The organism is Methylobacterium sp. EM32, from assembly GCF_040593685.1.
Lineage (GTDB): Bacteria > Pseudomonadota > Alphaproteobacteria > Rhizobiales > Beijerinckiaceae > Methylobacterium.
Window position 1 is genome coordinate 15,322 of record NZ_JBEXZS010000075.1, and the last position, 16,794, is coordinate 32,115.

At 73.4% G+C, this 16,794-nt stretch carries 15 protein-coding genes; 8 read left to right on the forward strand and 7 right to left on the reverse strand.

From position 1 onward, the window contains the following. Positions 1–130: 130 nt before the first annotated feature. Entirely contained in the window at positions 131–724 is a 594-nt protein-coding gene (locus tag ABZT49_RS11030; protein WP_093568074.1) for a CvpA family protein, read from the reverse strand. A 124-nt stretch (positions 725–848) separates the two neighbouring features. Then, positions 849–2,300 carry a DNA repair protein RadA gene (gene radA / locus ABZT49_RS11035; RefSeq protein WP_355286117.1) on the reverse strand — a complete coding sequence of 484 codons (1,452 nt, stop codon included), beginning with the start codon at positions 2,298–2,300 and terminating at the stop codon, positions 849–851. Positions 2,301–2,484: 184 nt separating this feature from the next. Between radA and ABZT49_RS11040 the strand changes: the two genes are divergently transcribed. Next, complete coding sequence (locus ABZT49_RS11040; protein ID WP_355286118.1) at positions 2,485–3,060, forward strand: cytochrome b/b6 domain-containing protein; 576 nt, start codon at positions 2,485–2,487, stop codon at positions 3,058–3,060. Between the two features lie 129 nt (positions 3,061–3,189). Here the strand turns inward: ABZT49_RS11040 and ABZT49_RS11045 are convergent, their stop codons facing one another. Continuing rightward, a complete protein-coding gene (locus ABZT49_RS11045) occupies positions 3,190–3,750 on the reverse strand; it encodes a TetR/AcrR family transcriptional regulator (RefSeq protein WP_355286119.1) in 561 nt (186 codons plus the stop codon). 91 nt (positions 3,751–3,841) lie between these two features. Between ABZT49_RS11045 and ABZT49_RS11050 the strand changes: the two genes are divergently transcribed. Continuing rightward, positions 3,842–5,035 (forward strand): MFS transporter, encoded by a 1,194-nt coding sequence (locus ABZT49_RS11050; RefSeq protein WP_355286120.1) that lies wholly within the window; start codon positions 3,842–3,844, stop codon positions 5,033–5,035. A gap of 38 nt (positions 5,036–5,073) precedes the next feature. On the opposite strand, the gene ABZT49_RS11055 is transcribed toward ABZT49_RS11050, so the two are convergent. Further along, entirely contained in the window at positions 5,074–6,174 is a 1,101-nt protein-coding gene (locus tag ABZT49_RS11055) for a hypothetical protein (protein WP_355286121.1), read from the reverse strand. Between the two features lie 441 nt (positions 6,175–6,615). Continuing rightward, the gene (locus ABZT49_RS11060; RefSeq protein WP_355286122.1) at positions 6,616–7,260 is read right to left on the reverse strand and encodes a hypothetical protein; all 645 of its coding nucleotides are present in this window, start codon (positions 7,258–7,260) and stop codon (positions 6,616–6,618) included. A gap of 257 nt (positions 7,261–7,517) precedes the next feature. On the opposite strand from ABZT49_RS11060, the gene ABZT49_RS11065 reads away from it, so the two are divergent. The 6 genes from ABZT49_RS11065 (at position 7,518) to ABZT49_RS11090 (ending at position 14,149) form a co-directional block, all read left to right on the forward strand. Further along, positions 7,518–8,738, forward strand: a complete 1,221-nt coding sequence (locus ABZT49_RS11065; RefSeq protein ID WP_355286123.1) for a glycosyltransferase — start codon at positions 7,518–7,520, stop codon at positions 8,736–8,738. Continuing rightward, complete coding sequence (locus ABZT49_RS11070) at positions 8,731–9,873, forward strand: acyl-CoA dehydrogenase family protein (RefSeq protein ID WP_355286124.1); 1,143 nt, start codon at positions 8,731–8,733, stop codon at positions 9,871–9,873. The genes ABZT49_RS11065 and ABZT49_RS11070 overlap by 8 nt, the downstream gene beginning before the upstream one ends. Further along, on the forward strand, positions 9,873–10,610 hold the full coding sequence (locus ABZT49_RS11075; protein ID WP_355286131.1) for a PIG-L family deacetylase: 738 nt from the start codon (positions 9,873–9,875) through the stop codon (positions 10,608–10,610). The genes ABZT49_RS11070 and ABZT49_RS11075 overlap by 1 nt, the downstream gene beginning before the upstream one ends. 10 nt (positions 10,611–10,620) lie before the next feature. Beyond that, the gene (locus tag ABZT49_RS11080; RefSeq protein WP_355286125.1) at positions 10,621–11,235 is read left to right on the forward strand and encodes a class I SAM-dependent methyltransferase; all 615 of its coding nucleotides are present in this window, start codon (positions 10,621–10,623) and stop codon (positions 11,233–11,235) included. Between the two features lie 338 nt (positions 11,236–11,573). Next, on the forward strand, positions 11,574–13,337 hold the full coding sequence (locus ABZT49_RS11085; protein ID WP_355286126.1) for an EAL domain-containing protein: 1,764 nt from the start codon (positions 11,574–11,576) through the stop codon (positions 13,335–13,337). Then, complete coding sequence (locus tag ABZT49_RS11090) at positions 13,334–14,149, forward strand: BLUF domain-containing protein (RefSeq protein ID WP_355286127.1); 816 nt, start codon at positions 13,334–13,336, stop codon at positions 14,147–14,149. The genes ABZT49_RS11085 and ABZT49_RS11090 overlap by 4 nt, the downstream gene beginning before the upstream one ends. Positions 14,150–14,467: 318 nt before the next feature. Here the strand turns inward: ABZT49_RS11090 and ABZT49_RS11095 are convergent, their stop codons facing one another. Together ABZT49_RS11095 and ABZT49_RS11100 are read right to left on the reverse strand one after the other, a co-directional pair. Then, positions 14,468–15,463 (reverse strand): catalase family peroxidase, encoded by a 996-nt coding sequence (locus ABZT49_RS11095; RefSeq protein ID WP_355286128.1) that lies wholly within the window; start codon positions 15,461–15,463, stop codon positions 14,468–14,470. Between the two features lie 107 nt (positions 15,464–15,570). Then, positions 15,571–16,794 (reverse strand): PLP-dependent aminotransferase family protein (locus ABZT49_RS11100; protein ID WP_355286129.1); only part of this gene is annotated, 1,224 nt, incomplete at its 5' end.

The window sequence follows — 16,794 nt, forward strand, 5'->3', positions numbered from 1 at the left end:
GCCGGCTATGTAGTCGTTGCCGTGGGCGGAACCAAGGCGTCACGTGTGCGTTGCGCGGCGTATCTCACATGCAAAGGGCGCCGGTCGGGCGCCCTTCTCGTCGTCTCTTTGTCCGGCGGTGCCTGCGGCGTCAGCGGCGCGGGCTAGCGTCGGTCCGGCGCTGGGGCGGGGTATCGGCCTCGGCCGGGGCGTCGGTGCCCGGATCCGTCTCGGGCTTGGGCTTGCGGAACTGCTTGAGCAGCCCCTCCGGGTTGTCCGGCAGCATCGCCACGAGCTTCTGACCGCTATTCTCCAGGATCTCGCGGCTGCGGGCCTGCTGGGCCCAGTCCGGCACCTTGCCCTGGACCAGCCAGGCGAGGAAGACCCAGCCGATGACGCAGATCAGGAAGCCGCGCGCCGCCCCGAAGGCGAGGCCGAGGCTGCGGTCGACCGCGCCGATGCGCGAATCGAGGATCAGGTCCGAGATCTTCACGGTGATCACCGAGACCACCAGCAGGGTGACGAGGAAGATCGCGGCGATCGAGACCACCAGCGAGACGGTGTCGCTGGAGACGTGCTGCTTCACGGTCGGCAGCAGCAGCGGGTGCAGGGTCCAGGCGAGGCCGGCCGCCGCGACCCAGGCCACGATCGCCAGCACCTCGCGGGTGAAGCCCCGCACCGCCGCGAGGAGCGCGGAGATGACGACGACACCCAGCACGACGAGATCGAGAACGGAGAACGGCATCGGCAGGAACGGTTCGGGGGCTGTAGCGTTGCCTCGGGGTTCGCGGCTGCCCTGACCGCCGGGGTTGTATACGCTGCCGGATCCGATCCGTCACCATCGCCCTCGCGCCGACACGCCGCCCCACTCAGACGTCCTCATCGTAGGCCGGCATCCGCTGCGGCGGGCGCCGCCCGCCGCGGACCGGCTTGCCGCTGGCCGCCACCCCCGCCACCAGGTCGGCGATGTGGCGCACGGATTCCGCCGGAAACCCCGTCCCGGACCCGTCGCGGCCGGTGCCCTCGCGACCTTGGGGCATCAAGGCCTTGGCGAAGCCGAGCTTCTGCGCTTCCTTCAGTCGTGCCGGCGCCTGCGCCACCGGGCGGATCGCCCCCGACAGGCCGACCTCGCCGAAATACACCGCGTCCGACGGCAGGGCCGCGCCCGAGAGCGAGGAGACGAGCGCCGCCGCCACCGCGAGGTCGGCGGCGGGCTCGCTGATGCGCAAGCCCCCGGCGACGTTGAGGTAGACGTCGTGCCCCCCGAGCCGGATGCCGCCATGGGCCTCCAGGACGGCGAGCACCATCGACAGGCGGTTGGGGTCCCAGCCGACCACGGCGCGGCGCGGCATGCCGAGCGCCGAGGGCGCCACCAGGGCCTGGATCTCGACGAGGAGGGGCCGCGTGCCCTCCATCCCGGCGAAGACCGCGGTGCCCGGCGCCGCGAGGTCGCGCCCGGCGAGGAACAGGGCCGAGGGGTTCGGCACCTCCGCCAGGCCCCCGTCGGTCATCTCGAACACCCCGATCTCGTCGGTCGGGCCGAAGCGGTTCTTCACCGCGCGCAGGATGCGGAAATGGTGGCCCTGGTCGCCCTCGAACGAGGCGACGGCATCCACCATGTGCTCGACGACGCGGGGCCCGGCGATCTGCCCGTCCTTGGTGACGTGGCCGACCAGGATCACGGCGGTGCCGGAGGTCTTGGCGAAACGGATCAGGCTCTGGGCCGAGCCGCGGACCTGCGTCACCGTGCCGGGGGCCGATTCGACCGTCTCGGTCCACATCGTCTGGATCGAATCGATGATCGCCAGCGCCGGCGGCTTGCCCTGGCTCAAGGTCGCGATGATGTCCTCGACGTTGGTCTCGGCGGCGAGTTCCACGGGGGCGCTCGCGAGTCCCAGCCGCTCGGCCCGCAGGCGCACCTGGCCCACCGCCTCCTCGCCCGAGATGTAGGCGACGCGCTCGCCCCGCTTCGCCAGCGCGGCGGAGGCCTGCATCAGCAGCGTCGACTTGCCGATGCCGGGATCGCCCCCGAGCAGGATCACCGAGCCGCGCACGAAGCCTCCGCCCGTCACCCGGTCGAGCTCGGCGATGCCCGACGAGGTCCGCGGCGCCTCCTTGACCTCGCCGGTGAGGCCTTCCAGCGGGAAGATCCGGCCGCGTGCCCGGCTCGGCCGCGTCGCCACCGGGCCGGAGACGGGGCTTGCCGCGCCGGTCTCCTCGACGATCGTGTTCCAGCCGTTGCAGGCCTCGCAGCGCCCGCGCCAGCGGTTGTAGACCGCGCCGCAGGACTGGCAGGCGAAGGTCTGGTGGGTCTTCGCCATCGGCGGCGGATCTCCGAAAGATGAGGGCCGCGCGCCGGCAGCCGTGTGTGTTCCTGATATGTCCCGAGGTGGGCGCCGGTGCAACCGCACCTCGGCGACCTTTGGGAAACGAACCTGCCGCGCTCGCGTCCCATTCCGCCGCGAAAGCGTGGGCATACTCCCTTGCATCACGGATGCGCGCCCGATGCCCCGCCCAGGCCGACCCTATACCTACGACCGCGTCCAGCGCGGCTTCCACTGGCTGATGGCGGCCCTGATCGTGCTGGCGCTCGGCCTCGGCATCTACGCCGCTTGGCAGGTGCCCGGCACCTCGCCGCGGCGCGAACTCCTCGACATCCACAAGTCGCTCGGCCTGACGGTGCTGCTGCTCCTGCCGCTGCGCGTCGTCTACCGGCTCGTCGCCGGCGAGCCGGCCTACCGTGCGCCGCCGACCCGCAGCGCCCATGCCGCCGCGCGCCTGGCGCACCTGACGCTCTACGCCCTGATGCTGCTCCTGCCGATCAGCGGCTACGTCTACTCGGCGGCGGGCGGCTACGGCCTGCCGTGGTTCGGGGTGTTCTCCTTCCCGCGCCTCGTCCCGGTCGACAAGGCGCTGTCGCAGGCGGGCTACGGCGCGCATTACTGGATCGGCTGGAGTTTCGGGATCCTGCTCGGTCTGCACCTGCTGGCGGTCGCCTGGCACGCCTGGATCCGCCGCGACGAGGTGATGGGGCGGATGTGGCCGCGGCGGGGGGCAGGGAGTGAAGAGGTTTCCGCCTGATTCGAGCCAATACGAAGAGGACGCTGGAATTCTCCTCTCCCCGCCCGCGGGGAGAGGAGAGAACCCGCGCCACTTCCTTGGTCGGACAGCTCTATCACCCACGGTGAGAAAGAATCCTGCCCCAATCCGTCAGGCGCAGGCCGAGAACGCAGTCTCCACCAGCCCGCCCACCCGCTCCGCCCCCAGCGCCTCGTCGAACAGGATGCGGTAGACGATCGGTGCGACGACCCGGTCGAGCACCGTGTCGATGTGCGGAAACACCTCGCCCCGCGCCGCCGCGCGTTCGGCGATGGCGGCGATCTGCTGCCTGACATAGCCGCAGCAGCGCCGCGGGCCGGCCCCGCCCTCGGCGGCGAGCACGTCGCGGATCATCTCGCGGCCGAGGCGGGACGACATCTCCTCGGCATATTGCTCGGCCCAGGCCAGGAGGTCGCCGCGGCCGCTGCCGGTCTCGACCGGCACCATGTCCGGCCGCAGCCGCTCGACCGCGACGTCGGCCAGAAGCTCGTTCAACTCGCCCCAGCGGCGGTAGATCGTCGAGGGCGTGACGCCGGCCTCCGCGGCGATCAGCGGGATCGTCACCTCGGCCCGATCCATCCGGGCGAGGAGGTCTCGCGCGGCGCGGTGGACCGAGGCCTGGACCCGCGCGCTGCGCCCGCCCGGACGCGGCCCCGCCTCCCTCTCCGCCATCGCCATCCCTCCTGCAAACGCAAAGAATTTGCTTTTAGCGCTCCACGGCGCTAGATCCTTAACGCAACGGATTTGCTTTAGGGACATGGCTATGCGCGCAGGTCAAGGATCCCGGCGGGTCGACCCGCTCGCCATCCACGCCGTGACGCTCGGGGCGTTCTTCGCCGCCGCGGCGGCGCCGACGCCGCTCTACCGGATCTACCAGGAGACCCTGGCGCTCTCCCCCGTCTTCGTCACCCTGGTCTTCGCCGTCTACGCGGTGGCCCTGCTCAAGGCGCTCCTCGTCGCCGGCTCGCTCTCCGACCATCTCGGGCGCCGGCCGGTGATCGCCGGGGCCCTGTGGCTCGAGGCCGCGGCGATGGGCCTGTTCCTGCTGGTCGGGCACGGGACCGGCTGGCTCGTCGTCGCCCGGATCGTGCAGGGGCTCGCCACCGGCATCGCCGCCGCGTCGCTCGGCGCCGCCCTCGTCGACGTGGATCGCACCCGCGGGCCGATCGTCAACGCGGTGGCGCCGCTCGCCGGCATGGCCGTCGGCGCGCTCGGCACCAGCGCGCTGATCCAGTATGCGCCGCTGCCGCTGCACCTCGTCTACGGGCTCCTGCTCTGCACCTTCGCCGGGCTGGCGCTGGCGGTCTGGCTCATCCCCGAGAGCGCCGCGCGGCGGCCGGGCGCGCTCGCCTCGTTGCGGCCCCGCATGGCCGTCCCGCCCCGGATCCGGCGGCCGCTCGCCCTGGTGACGCCGATCAACATCGCCAACTGGACGCTCGGCGGCTTCTACCTGTCGCTGGTGCCCTCGGTGGTCGCGGCGGCCACCGGCAGCCGGGCGCCGCTCACCGGCGGGGCCGTCGTCACCGCGCTGATGGTGGCGGGCGCCGTTACCGTGCTCCTGCGCCGCACCGCGCCGCCGCGGGAGAACCTGACCTTCGGGGTGCTCACCACGGCGCTCGGCGTCGTCGGGGTCGTCGCCGGCATCCACGCGGCGAGCGTGCCGGTGCTGATCCTCGCCACCCTGGTCACCGGCTGCGGCTTCGGCACCAGCTTCCTCGGCACCCTCGGCACGATCATGCCGCTCGCCGAGCCCGACGAACGCGCGGGGCTGCTGGCCGCCTTCTACGTCCAGAGCTACCTCGCCTTCAGCCTGCCGGCGGTCGGCGCCGGCTTCCTCGCCCGCGCCCTCGGCTACGCGGCGACCGCCGACCTCTACGCGGCGGCGATCCTGGCGGTGAGCCTGGCCGGGCTCGCGACGATGCGGGCGCGGACGGGGCGGGAGCCGGCGGCGGCGTAAGAGCGCCGGATCACAGGATCGTCGTCACAGGATCGTCATCATAGGACCGTCCTGGCGAAGCGCGCGAGCCCGGACGCCGCCGCCCCGAGGCGGCCGCGCAGGCCCGGCGCGCCCTGCGGGACCCGGTCGCCGAACTCGCCCCGGATCGCCCCGAGGATCTCCGCCACCTCGGCCTCCCGCCCGTGACCGGGCCCGAGCCGCGCCAGCTCGTTCACCACCCGGGGCGGCGGCTCGGCGACGCGGGTGCTCCAGTCGGTGCCCCAGACCCGGCGGGCAAGGGCGTCGTTGCGCCGGCGGTAGACCTCGTCGACCCGGGCGGTCATCGCCGGGTCGAGGGCCCGGAATGGCTCGGCGTCGAAGCCGCGCTCATGCGCCAGGGCGTCGATGCGGGCGGTCACCGCGCGGGAGGCCCCTTGCGCGCCGCCGGCCCCGCCCGCCCGCAGGCGGCGCGAGACCTCGACGCCGACCGGCCCGAGGCTCTCGTTGGTGCGGTAGGCGAGGTCGGCGGGCGTCAGGAGCGGCAGCAGGCGGTCGGCGAGGCCGAGCTCGACGGCGATGCGCTCGATCAGCGGGGCCGGGGAGATCCGGTCCTGGACCGGCACGAGGTGCACGCGCCCCGCGGCCGCCCGCGCCCAGCCCTTGAGGCCGCGCCAGTAATCGAACCGCCGCGCCCGCAGCTCGGCCTCGAACGAGGCCGCGAAGGCCCGGGCCTCGCGCAGGAACTGGATCCGCCAGGTGTATTGCGATTGCAGGTAGGTGCCCTGCGGCCGCACCGTCATCAGGATCTCGGGCCGGAAGCCCCGGCGCTCGAACAGGCTGCAGAGGAGCTTCGGCGCCCGGTGCCAGGGCGGCAGCAGGCATAGGCTCTCGTAGGAGAGGATCGCGATCTCGTCCCGGCTCCCGGCCAGCGCCCGGTCGAGGGTGTCGAGCAGCTCGCCCCGCTCGCGCCGCGGCCGGCGCCCGTCCAGGGTCTCGCCGAGATGCTGGTGGCTGACATGCGGGTGGGCCGCAGAGGCTGGCGTCAGCGCGGGATAGAGGATGCCCGCGCCGCGCAAGGAGTCCCGGCGGGTGTGCAGCAGCATCTGCAGCGACGAGGTGCCGGTGCGCGGGTTGCCGATATGGATGATGGCGCGGCGCATCGCGGTCCTCAGCGCCCGTCCGGGCGCGGGCCCGCTTCCGCGGGAGCGGTCGGGGATGCGCGGGGCATCGTCCGGTCAGGGATCATGCGGATCTCCCATGCCTCAGGCCGGCATCCCCGGAGGGCGCGGGTTCGCACCCCGCCGACGCCGTCGGTCACGGCTCAAGCGGAGCCGTTCGATGAGCAGATCTGCAAGTTCGAACAGGGCGATTTTACGGCATTCCAACCCGCTCGCCCGGCAAATCCTCGGTCGCACGAGGCAAGGCTCGACCACAACCGCCGTCGAGATCGGGATCATGCCGGTGATGGTGCCGAGAATTCGTTCCCCAAGGCGCGGATCGACGTCGAAGTCGATTTATTTTTTGGTCTCAATGTTGCCGAATGCGTTTCTATTTTGATGCGAAGTGTTGAGTTGCGTGACTGGAGGACGGCCGTACCCGGCTCAGCGCAGGCCGCCGCCGACCACGCCCGCCTCGACGGCGACCGACAGGCGATCGGTGATCGCCCACTCGACTCCGACATGCGCGTTCGGCAGGACCGCGATGTCGTCGCGCGAGAACGGCGCCGAGACCGGCGTCGCCCCGGCCCGGATCGTGCCGTGCACGGCCGCCGCGCCGGCGCGGGCGTAGAGCAGCACCTCCGGCGTCAGCAGCGCGCCGACCTTCACCTGCACCGCGCCGGCGAAGTCGCGGGTGTAGCTCAAGCTCCCGAAGCCCGGCGTCAGGCCGCCGGAGGTCGCCGCGAGATAGTCGAACCCGCCGGAGATGCCGTAGACGAACCGGCCCTCCTGCCAGAGCCGCCCGCCCTCGAAGCCGATGGTCGGCCCGGCATAGCTGCCGAACCGCCGCGACGACACCGCCTCGAACCCGGTCGACATCCGGGCGTAGGAGCCGGACCAGCGGCCGTCGATGCCGGGTCCCTCTTCAAGGCTTTTCGGCCAAGTGTCCGCGGGCCATGCGAAGACGGGGAGGAAGCCGAAGCCGACGAGGCCCTGCGCCCGACCGGGATCCGGCGCGAGGGCGCCAAGGCCGAGGGCGAGGCAGGCCGCGAGGCGGCGGCGGGAGCGGGAGGCGGCGCATCCGGTCATACGGCCACGATAGCCGAGAGCCGGCCGCTCCGCATCGGGGGCACCGTCGCAGGTTTGTAACTGCAAACTTGACGGCAGACACGCTGGCTCGTCCCGGAACGGCGCGATCCGTCGTTCGGCCGCCCGAAAGCCGATCACGGGACGCAGGCCCAGCTTCCAGGAACAAGCGGTCGATTTGGTCGCACCCCAGAGACTGGGGTGGAGTATGACATATGTTGATGTCTGGGGGCGCGTTCGGCCCGCCGGAGACGCTGCGCGTGACCCATTCGGACAACCGGGACCGAACCCGGGGATTGGATTCCGGCGGCCCGCCCGCGCCACGCTGCATCGTCGCCGTGCCAGTCCGCAACGAGGTCGACCGGATCGGACCCTGCCTTCGCGCGCTGGCGGCGCAGGAGGGGGGCGCGGCGGACGGCCTCGGGATCGTCCTCTTCCTCAACAACTGCACCGACGGTACGGCGGAGGCGGTCGCGTCGCTCGTGCCCGGCCTGGACGTCCCGGTGCGGGTGGTCGTGCGCGATTTCGCCGGGGCGCAGGCCGGCTGGGCCCGGCGCGAGGCGATGGAAGCTGCCGCGGGCTGGTTGGAGGAAGCCGGGACCGACGGCGCCATCCTGACGACCGATGCCGACAGCCGGGTGCCGCCGGACTGGGTCGCGCGCAACCTCGCAGCCCTGGCGCAGGGCGCCGACGCGGTCGCCGGCACGGTGGCGCTCGATGCGGCCGAGGCCGCGCGCCTGCCTGACGCGCTCCACGCCCGCGGCCGGCTGGAGGGCGCCTACGAGGCGCTGCTCATCGCCCTCGAATCGGTCATCGACCCGGTCGCGCACGATCCCTGGCCGCGTCACGCGACCCGCTCGGGGGCGAGCCTCGCGGTCCGCCTCTCCGCCTACCGCGCCGCCGGCGGCATGCCGGCCTTGGCCCTCGGCGAGGACCGGGCCTTCGTGGCGGCGCTCCTGCGGGCGGATGCTCGCGTGCGCCATGCCCCCGGCCTCGTCGTCGTCACCTCGGGAAGGCTCGACGGCCGCGCCCCGGGCGGCTGCGCCGACACGATGCGGCAGCGCTGCGCCGTGCCCGAGACCCCGTGCGACCCGCGCCTCGAACCCCTCGCCCGCGCCCTGTTCCGCTACGCCTGGCGGCGCCGGCTGCGGCGCCTGCACGGGGCCGGCCGCCTCGCCCGGACCGGATCCTGGGCGCCCTGGCTGCGCGTGCCGCCCGCCGAGGCGCGGCGGATCGCCGGTCTCCCGACTCTCGGGGCGATCCTCGCGGCGGTCGAGGCGGGAAGCCCGCTCCTCAGCCCTCGGCCCTTGCGCCCCCGCGCGCTGCCCCGTCACATCCTCGCCGCCCGCCTCCTGCTCGCCGGGCTGCGGCGGGTCGGGCAGGGCTGGGGGCGCCTTCTTGCGCCGAAAACCGGCCATGCCGAGGGGCCGCCCTCCCTGCCCGCCCTCGGCCGGGCGTCGGAGGAGGCCGGCAATGCTTGATCGAATCGACGACCCCTGGACACTCCCCGGCCCGACCCGCGACTGCGTCGCGGCCGCCCGCCGGGTCTCGGCGCTCGCCGTCGCGCGGGCCGACGCGCAGGATCGCGACGACGGCTTCCCGGCCGAGGACGTGGACGACCTTGCTCAGGGAGGCCTCCTCGCCGCCCCTGTACCGGCGGGGGAGGGCGGGGCGGGCCTCGGGCAGGAGCCGGGCGCGGCCGACCTCGCCGAGGTGTTGCGCCTCGTCGGCCTCGGCAATCTGGCGCTCGGCCGGGTCTACGAGGGCCACGTCAACGCGCTCCAACTCGTCGCCCGCTACGCCGCGCCGGCGGAGCGGCGCGCCCTGTTCGCCGACGCCCGCACGGGCCACCTGTTCGGGGTGTGGAACACCGAGCCGCCGGCGAACGGCCTCGTCCTCGGCGCGGACGGGCGGCTCTCCGGGGTCAAGACCTTCGCCTCGGGCGCCGGCCGCGTCACCCGCGCCCTGGTGACGGCGCGCCGGCCCGGCGACGGGCGGCCGCTGATGCTCGTCGTCGCCCTCGATCCTGGGACCCGGGCCGACCTCTCGGCCTGGCACGCGCAAGGGATGCGCGCCTCGGCGACCGGCACCGTCGACCTCACCGGCCTCGCCCCGGAGGCGGTGCTCGGCGGGCCGGACGATTACCACCGCCAGCCGCACTTCTCCGGCGGCGCCTGGCGCTTCGCGGCGGTGCAGTTAGGCGGCATCGAGGCGGTGTTCGAGGCCTGGCGCGGCCATCTCGCCCGGACCGGACGGGGCGACGATTCCCACCAGCTCGCCCGCCTCGGCGAGGGGGCGATCGCGCTCGAGGGCGCCCGGCTCTTCGTGTCCCGGGCGGCCGCCCTCGTCTCGGAGGAGGCGCTCGCCGTGGAGCGGGTCGTCGCCTTCGTCGATCTCACCCGGCTCGCGGTCGAGCGGGCGGGGCTGGAGGTGCTGGGCCTCGCCCAGCGCTCGGTCGGCCTTCAGGGTTTCCTGCGCGGCCATCCCCTGGAGCGGCTGTCGCGCGACCTCGCGACCTACCTGCGCCAGCCCGCCCCCGACCGGGCGCTGACCGGGGCCGCCGCCACGATCCTCGCCGCCGACGGACCGGTCGCCGCGCTCTGGGAGCCGCGATGATGCGGGCCGACGCCTTCCTCGCCGCCGCCGAGGCGCTGCCCGAGGGCTCCCTGCGCGACCTCGTGCCGGCGGGCGGGATCGTGGTGGTGGCGCCCCATCCCGACGACGAGAGCCTCGGCTGCGGCGGGCTCATCGCCGAGGCCTGCCTCCGGCGGATCCCGGTCCGACTCGTCGTGGTGAGCGACGGGATCGGCTCGCACCCGAATTCGCGGACCCACCCGCCCGAGCGCCTGCGGCGTTTGCGCGAGGCCGAGACCCTGGCGGCGGCCGGATGCCTGGGCTTGGGCCCCGAGCACGTCGCCTTCCTGCGCCTGCCCGACCGGTTCGTGCCGCGTTCGGGCCCCGAGGCCGAGGCGGCGGCCCGGGCGATCGCCGACGCCGCCCGGGCCTGCGGGGCGGGCGCCCTGTTCGTGACCTGGGAGCACGATCCACATTGCGACCACGCGGCGAGCGCGGCGCTCGCCCGCCGCGCGCGGAACCTCCTCGGCGACGTTTCCCTCCATGCCTACCCGGTCTGGGGCTGGACGCTGCCGCCGGAGACCGAGATCGACGGAGAGCCCCGGGGCGTCCGCCTGGTGGTCTCCCGGCATCTGCGCGCCAAGGCGGCGGCCATCGCCGCCCACCGCTCGCAGACCACCGACCTGATCGACGACGATCCCGCCGGCTTCCGCCTGGAGCCGGCGATGCTCGCCCGCTTCGCGCGGGACCACGAGATCTTCCTCGACGTCGCTGAGTGAGGAGGCCGCGATGACCCGCCACACGACCTCGCTGCCGCGCGGCTATTTCGACGAGCGCTACGCCGCCGATCCCGATCCGTGGAACTTCGAGACGAGCGCCTACGAGCGCGACAAGTACGACGCCACCCTCGCGGCCCTGCCAAGCCCACGCTACGCGGCTGGCCTCGAGATCGGCTGCTCGATCGGGGTGCTGACGGCGGCGCTCGCGCCCCGCTGCGACACCCTCACCGCCCTCGACGTGGCCGAGGCCGCCCTGGACCAGGCCCGCGCCCGCTGCCGCGATCTCCCGGCCGTGCGCCTGATGCGGGCCCAGGTGCCGGGCGAGTGGCCGGAGGGCACCTTCGACCTGATCCTGCTCTCGGAGGTGGTCTACTACCTCGATGCCGGCGACGTCGCCCGCCTCGCTGCCCGGGTGCGCGGGAGCCTGCGTCCCGGCGGCGACGTCGTCCTGGTGCACTGGACCGGCGAGACGCATTATCCCCTGACCGGCGACGAGGCCGCCGACCTGTTCATCCGCGAGAGCCGCGGGACCCTCGCGCTCGACCGGCAGGTCCGTGCGCAGGCCTACCGGCTCGACGTGCTGCGCTCGCGCGAGGTGCCGGGCGCGGGTTCTCCGGTCGCGTGACGCGACGAGTGCGCGCGTGACGCCGGGGCGGCTGCGGCTGGTCGTATCCGTGCCGCCATTCTGATCGCCGGCGCTCTTGCTGGGATCTTGCTGGCCGACGAGCGCCCGATCACGATCCATTAGCCATGCACGACAATCCGGCGGAGCTTGTCGTCCCTTGCCTCGTTGCAGTTGAGTGCGCTTCCGGGACCTGCCGAACGGAGCCCGGCGACGCGCGTTGCAGCGCCGAATCTTTCGGTCCGCTGCCGGAAGAGACGAAGCATTCATCGTTTCAATATAGTCCTACCGAGTATCGCATCGCGCCGAGCCGGCGCCCCTCGCGGAGCCCGACACCCCCCATGACAGCCCTCCTGTCGGCCGAGCCGCGCCTCGTTCCGGTCTGCGCCGCGATGCCGGCCCGCGCCGCCGCGCGCCCGGACGGGCCGGACCCCGCCGCGACCCGGCGTCTCGCCCGCGGTCTCGACGCCGTTCGGCACGGCCTCGTGCTGGTCGACCCCGACGGCGTCGTCGCCGCCTGCACCGCGCCGGCCCGCGCGCTGCTGGAACGGCTCGGCCTTCACGGCGCCCCCAGCCTCCGGCGGCTGCTGCGCCTCGCCCGCGCCGGCTCCGGCCTGTCCGCGCGGGAGATCCTCGGACGCCTCGGCGGGGGGGCCGTCCTCGACGTGGCGGCGTGCGGCCACAGCGTCCAGGTCGAGATGCACGACGTCCCGGGCGAGGGCGTCGCCCTGGTGCTGGAGGATGTCAGCCTGCGCCGGGCGGCGGAGAGCCGGGCCCACGACCTCGCCCGCCTCGATCCCCTCACCGGCCTGCCGAACCGCCTGCAGCTGCGCGAGCACCTCGATGCGGCGCTGGCGCGCCTGGAGCGCCAGGCCGAGGGCTGCGCCGTCCTCCTCGTCGATCTCGACCGCTTCAAGCCGGTCAACGACACGCTCGGCCATCCGGTCGGCGACGCGCTGCTGCGCAAGGTCGCCGACCGGCTGCGCGCGATGGTCCGGGCCGGCGACACCGTCGCGCGGATCGGCGGCGACGAGTTCGTGGTGCTGCAGGCCGGCGTGGCCGAGCCCGGCGAGGCCCAGGCGCTGGCGCGCCGCGTCGTCGACCTCGTCGGCCGGACCTACATGATCGAGGGCCAGCTGCTCTCGATCGGGGCGAGCGTCGGCGTCGCCCTGGCGCCGGCCGACGGGCAGGACGCCGATCGGCTCCTGAAGAACGCCGACCTCGCCCTCTACCGCGCCAAGCTCGACGGGCGGGGCACCTTCCGGTTCTTCGAGCCGGCCATGGACGCGCGCATGCAGGCGCGCCGGCGCCTCGAGCTCGACATGCGCCAGGCGCTCGCCCGGCGCGAGTTCCAGCTCCACTACCAGCCGCAGATGAACCTCGCCGACGAGCGGCTGGTCGGCTGCGAGGCGCTGATCCGCTGGCACCATCCGGAGCGCGGGCTGGTCTCGCCCGTCGACTTCATCCCACTCGCCGAGGAGATCGGCCTGATCGTGCCGATCGGCGAGTGGGTGATCCGCCAGGCCTGCCGCGACGCCGCCGCCTGGCCCCAACCCCTGACGGTCGCCGTCAACGTCTCGCCGGCGCAGTTCACGAGCGACCGCCTCGTCGAGACCATCGTGTCGGCGCTCGCCAATACCGGCCTGCCGGCGGCACGGCTCGAGGTCGAGATCACCGAGGGCGTGCTCTTGCAGGACAACGAGAAGACCCTGCACACCCTCCACCGCCTGCGCGCCCTCGGGGTGCGGGTGTCGATGGACGATTTCGGCACCGGCTACTCGTCCCTGAGCTACCTGCGCGCCTTCCCGTTCGACAAGATCAAGATCGACCGCTCCTTCGTCGCCGACATGTGTGCCGAGCAGGATTCGGGCGCGAAGGCCGACGGCGAGGCGATCATCCGGGCGATCGCCGGCCTCGGCCGAAGCCTCGGCATGACCACGGTGGCGGAGGGCGTCGAGACGCCCGAGCAGCTGCGGCGCATCCGGGCCGAGGGCTGCACCGACGTCCAGGGCTACCTGATCAGCCGGCCGCTCACGGCCGACGCCCTCCTGAGCCTCCTCGCCGCCGCTATTCCCGGAAGCCCGCCATGCCGGAGCCCGTCATGAGTGACCTCTACCGCCTGGTCTATGCCAGCAGGAACCTGATCCAGGGCCCGGACCACGAGGTCACGGCCGCCCTGCGCCAGATCCTCGACGCCTCGCAGCGCAATAACCGCGCGGCCGGCGTCACGGGCGCCCTGATGTTCAACGGCGGCGCCTTCGCGCAGGTGCTGGAGGGGCCGCGGGCCGGCGTGGAGGAGACCTTCGAGCGCATCCAGCGCGACGAGCGCCACGGCGACGTCACGGTGCTGCAATGCGGCCCGGCCGAGACCCGCGGCTTCCCCGACTGGTCGATGGCCTTCGTCGGCCAGTCCGCCCGCGGCCAAGCCCTGTGGTGCGGGCTCGCGGCCGAGAGCGGCTTCGATCTCACGCGCCTGGACGGCGACGGGGTGTTCGCGATGCTGCACGGCCTCGTGCTGGAGGAGGAGGGCGTCCCGATCACGGTCGCGGCCGCGCCGGCTCCCGCCGGCCCGCGCGCGGTCGCCCCGGAGACGCCGGCCGCGGCGCCGGTCCCGCCGGCGGCGCCCGTCCGGCCGGCCGAGGTGTCCCTGCCGGAGGCGGGGTCCGCGGCACTCGCGGTGCTCCGGACCGCGCTCGCCCGCGAGCGCGACCGGGCGCACGCCCTCTCGGCCGAGGTCGACGACCTCGCGGTCGCCCTGGCCTCGGGCCGCGACGAACTCGCGGCCCTGCGCGCCGAGCGCGACCACTGGGCCGAGCGCGCCCGGGTGCTCGCCGGGATGCTGTGCCGGGAGGTGGAGGAGGTGCGCCAAGGGGAGGCAATCGTGGCGCCGCGGCGGGCGGAGCGGGCGGTGGCCTGAGAAGACTTCGGATCTCTCCACCGGGTTCATTCCCTCCATCGTCATTCCGGGGCCGCGCAGCGGAGCCCGGAATCCAGACACTCAGGTGGTTCAGAACGACGCGGAGCGCTCTCCGACATATCCTGAGCGACCTGCGGTTCTGGATTCCGGGCTCCGCTGTGCGGCCCCGGAATGACCCGAAGGGTTTCAAGTCTGCTGAGCAGGTCCGAAAAGCTCCGACCTGTCGGTATCCCTCACCCCGCCCCCGACCTCAGGATGAGGCTGCGGGTGGGACGGAAAACCCTCTCGCAGTCCTGTTCCCGCGAGCTGGATCAGCCCTCAGTTCGAGCGCCGCGACAGCGACACCGCGTAGGCCGGGGAGCGAATCGCGAACATCGGGTCGTCGGCCGGGCCGGCGATGCCCTCGGGCAGGTCGACGACCGGATCGAAGGTGGCGGCGTCGCAGGTCGCGTCGGGCGCGATCTCGGTGATCGCCAGGGTGCCGAGCGTCTTCGTCTTGCGCTGGTCCTCAGGCCAGGTTGCGGTCACGTCGGCGGTCGGGTCGCCGGGCTCGGCCAGGATCGCCACGAGGTCGAACGTCGCCGGGCCCCGGGCCAGCCGCTCCTTCAATTCGTCGGCGTAGAACGCGTCGGGCTTGGCCTTCAGCTCCTCGTCCGAGAGCGTCGTCTTGTCGGCGGCGACGAACTTGAGCTTGGCGGTTGTCGTGTCGCCCTTGGCGTTCGTCAGCGTGTAGGCGTGGACCGCCCAGTAATCCGTGCCCGCGAAGCTCGCCGGCACCGGCCGGGCGTTGAGCCACGCCGCCTGGCGGCCGGTCTCCGGGTTCTGGGCCGCGAAGGCCTTGATCTTCTCGGCATCCGGCTTGCCGTCCGGCCCCGCCACCCGGACCTTCAGGAAGTCGAGGAGCTGGCCTGGGGTCCTGGTCGAGAAGACCGGGGCGGAGATGATCACGAAGGTCAGGTCGCCAGCGGGATCCGCCATCCGCATCGCGAAGCCGCGGGTGGTCGCCTTGGTCTTGTCCGAGATCTTCGGGTTGCCGCCGCCCATCGAGAAGCGGGCGGTGACCGGCACGGCCTTGGCCGGGTCGGTCTTGGCGAATTGCGGCGCCTTCGACAGGCTCGCCGCGTCGGAGGCCGGCGTGAAGGTGCCCCTGAGGCAGACGCCCTTGGCGCCGCTGGCGCGCACGCCCTTGTGGTCGCCGCTGACGGCGAATTGCAGGGCGACGATGGCGGCGGGATCGGCTTCCTCCGCGGCTGCCGGCGCGACGAGAGAGGCGAGCGCGGCGGCGCCCGCCATGAGGGATAGGGACCGGATCATCGGGGCGTTTCCTCGGAATTATCGAGGGGTATGTTGGATTGCGCGCAACTTTATAGCAAGTTCGATTTCTGGTTCGTGGTCGATCGTTTCCGTATCGTGACGGAAGGTCAGGCCGCGCGCCGAAGCGCCGCGACCGCCGTCGCGAGGCGCCGCATCCCCTCGTCCAGCCGCTCCGGCGGGTTGAGGGTGAAGTTGATCCGCATCCCCCGCCGGTCCGCCCCGCCCGCATCGAACACGCTGCTCGGCGCGTAGCAGATCCCCGCCGCGAGGGCGTGCGGCAGCAGCGCGTCGGTGTCGAGGCCAGGATCCCGCGCGGTCGCCCAGACGAACATGCCGCCGACCGGGACCTCCCAGGTGAACCACTCCGCGAGATGCGTCGCGAGCGCGGCGCAGAGCGCGTCCCGGCGCGCGCGGTAGAGCGCGACGACGGCCGGCCGGATCGCCTCGATGAGGCCCGTCTCGATCGCCGCCAGCGCGATGCGCTGGGTCACGCCGCTGGTGCACAGGTCCGAGCCCTGCTTGGCGAGCGTCAGCGCCTCGATCATCGCCGGCGCCGCGACGATCCAGCCGATGCGCAGGCCCGGCGCGATCTCCTTCGACAGCGTGCCCATCGAAACGACCGGGCCGGCATAGGGCTCGCCCGGCGCTCCTTCAGCCGACAGTTCGATCAGGCGTGGCAGCGGCGCGCCATCATACTGCAACGTGCCGTAGGGATCGTCCTCGACGAGCCAGGTGCCGGTGTCGTGCGCCGCCGCGACGAGGGCCCGGCGCGTCTCCAGGCCGACGAGGCGCCCGGTGGGGTTCGAGAAGTTCGGCACCGCGTAGGCGAATTGCGCGCCCGCCAAGCCTTCGTGGGCGTCGAAGCCGGGGGCGTCGAGCACGAGGTTGCGGAAGGACGGCGACCGGGGGCGCCAGGCGTCGAGGGCGCCGAGATAGGTCGGGTGCTGGCCGGCGATCAGCCCGCCCTCGTCCAGCAGCACCTTGCCGACGAGGTCGAGGGCCTGCATCCCGGAGGTGGTCACCAGCACGTTGTCGCGGGTCAGCGGCAGGGCGGGCGAACCGAGGCGCCGGGCGAGAGCGTCCCGCAACGGCGGCAGCCCCTCGACCGGACCGTAGCCCAACACCTCGTCCGGATGCTCGGCGACGGCGCGGCGGGCGATCTCGGCCATGCGCTCCGTCGGGTAGATGTCCGGGTCGGGCAGGCCGCCGGCGACGTTGATCAGGTCGGGGATCGCGCCGGCGGCGAGGAAGGTGCGGGTGATCTGGTTCGTGGTGCCCATCCACCGGGCGAAGGCCGGCCGCGGGGTGGGGCGGGGGGAGGAGGGCACCAT

What these genes read in the sequence shown, in the direction of transcription:
- ABZT49_RS11030 (WP_093568074.1), bottom strand. Translation starts at nt 724, where the DNA reads ATGCCGTTCTCCGTTCTCGATCTCGTCGTGCTGGGTGTCGTCGTCATC.
- radA (WP_355286117.1), bottom strand. Translation starts at nt 2,300, where the DNA reads ATGGCGAAGACCCACCAGACCTTCGCCTGCCAGTCCTGCGGCGCGGTC.
- ABZT49_RS11040 (WP_355286118.1), top strand. Translation starts at nt 2,485, where the DNA reads ATGCCCCGCCCAGGCCGACCCTATACCTACGACCGCGTCCAGCGCGGC.
- ABZT49_RS11045 (WP_355286119.1), bottom strand. Translation starts at nt 3,750, where the DNA reads ATGGCGGAGAGGGAGGCGGGGCCGCGTCCGGGCGGGCGCAGCGCGCGG.
- ABZT49_RS11050 (WP_355286120.1), top strand. Translation starts at nt 3,842, where the DNA reads ATGCGCGCAGGTCAAGGATCCCGGCGGGTCGACCCGCTCGCCATCCAC.
- ABZT49_RS11055 (WP_355286121.1), bottom strand. Translation starts at nt 6,174, where the DNA reads ATGCGCCGCGCCATCATCCATATCGGCAACCCGCGCACCGGCACCTCG.
- ABZT49_RS11060 (WP_355286122.1), bottom strand. Translation starts at nt 7,260, where the DNA reads ATGACCGGATGCGCCGCCTCCCGCTCCCGCCGCCGCCTCGCGGCCTGC.
- ABZT49_RS11070 (WP_355286124.1), top strand. Translation starts at nt 8,731, where the DNA reads ATGCTTGATCGAATCGACGACCCCTGGACACTCCCCGGCCCGACCCGC.
- ABZT49_RS11075 (WP_355286131.1), top strand. Translation starts at nt 9,873, where the DNA reads ATGCGGGCCGACGCCTTCCTCGCCGCCGCCGAGGCGCTGCCCGAGGGC.
- ABZT49_RS11080 (WP_355286125.1), top strand. Translation starts at nt 10,621, where the DNA reads ATGACCCGCCACACGACCTCGCTGCCGCGCGGCTATTTCGACGAGCGC.
- ABZT49_RS11085 (WP_355286126.1), top strand. Translation starts at nt 11,574, where the DNA reads ATGACAGCCCTCCTGTCGGCCGAGCCGCGCCTCGTTCCGGTCTGCGCC.
- ABZT49_RS11090 (WP_355286127.1), top strand. Translation starts at nt 13,334, where the DNA reads ATGAGTGACCTCTACCGCCTGGTCTATGCCAGCAGGAACCTGATCCAG.
- ABZT49_RS11095 (WP_355286128.1), bottom strand. Translation starts at nt 15,463, where the DNA reads ATGATCCGGTCCCTATCCCTCATGGCGGGCGCCGCCGCGCTCGCCTCT.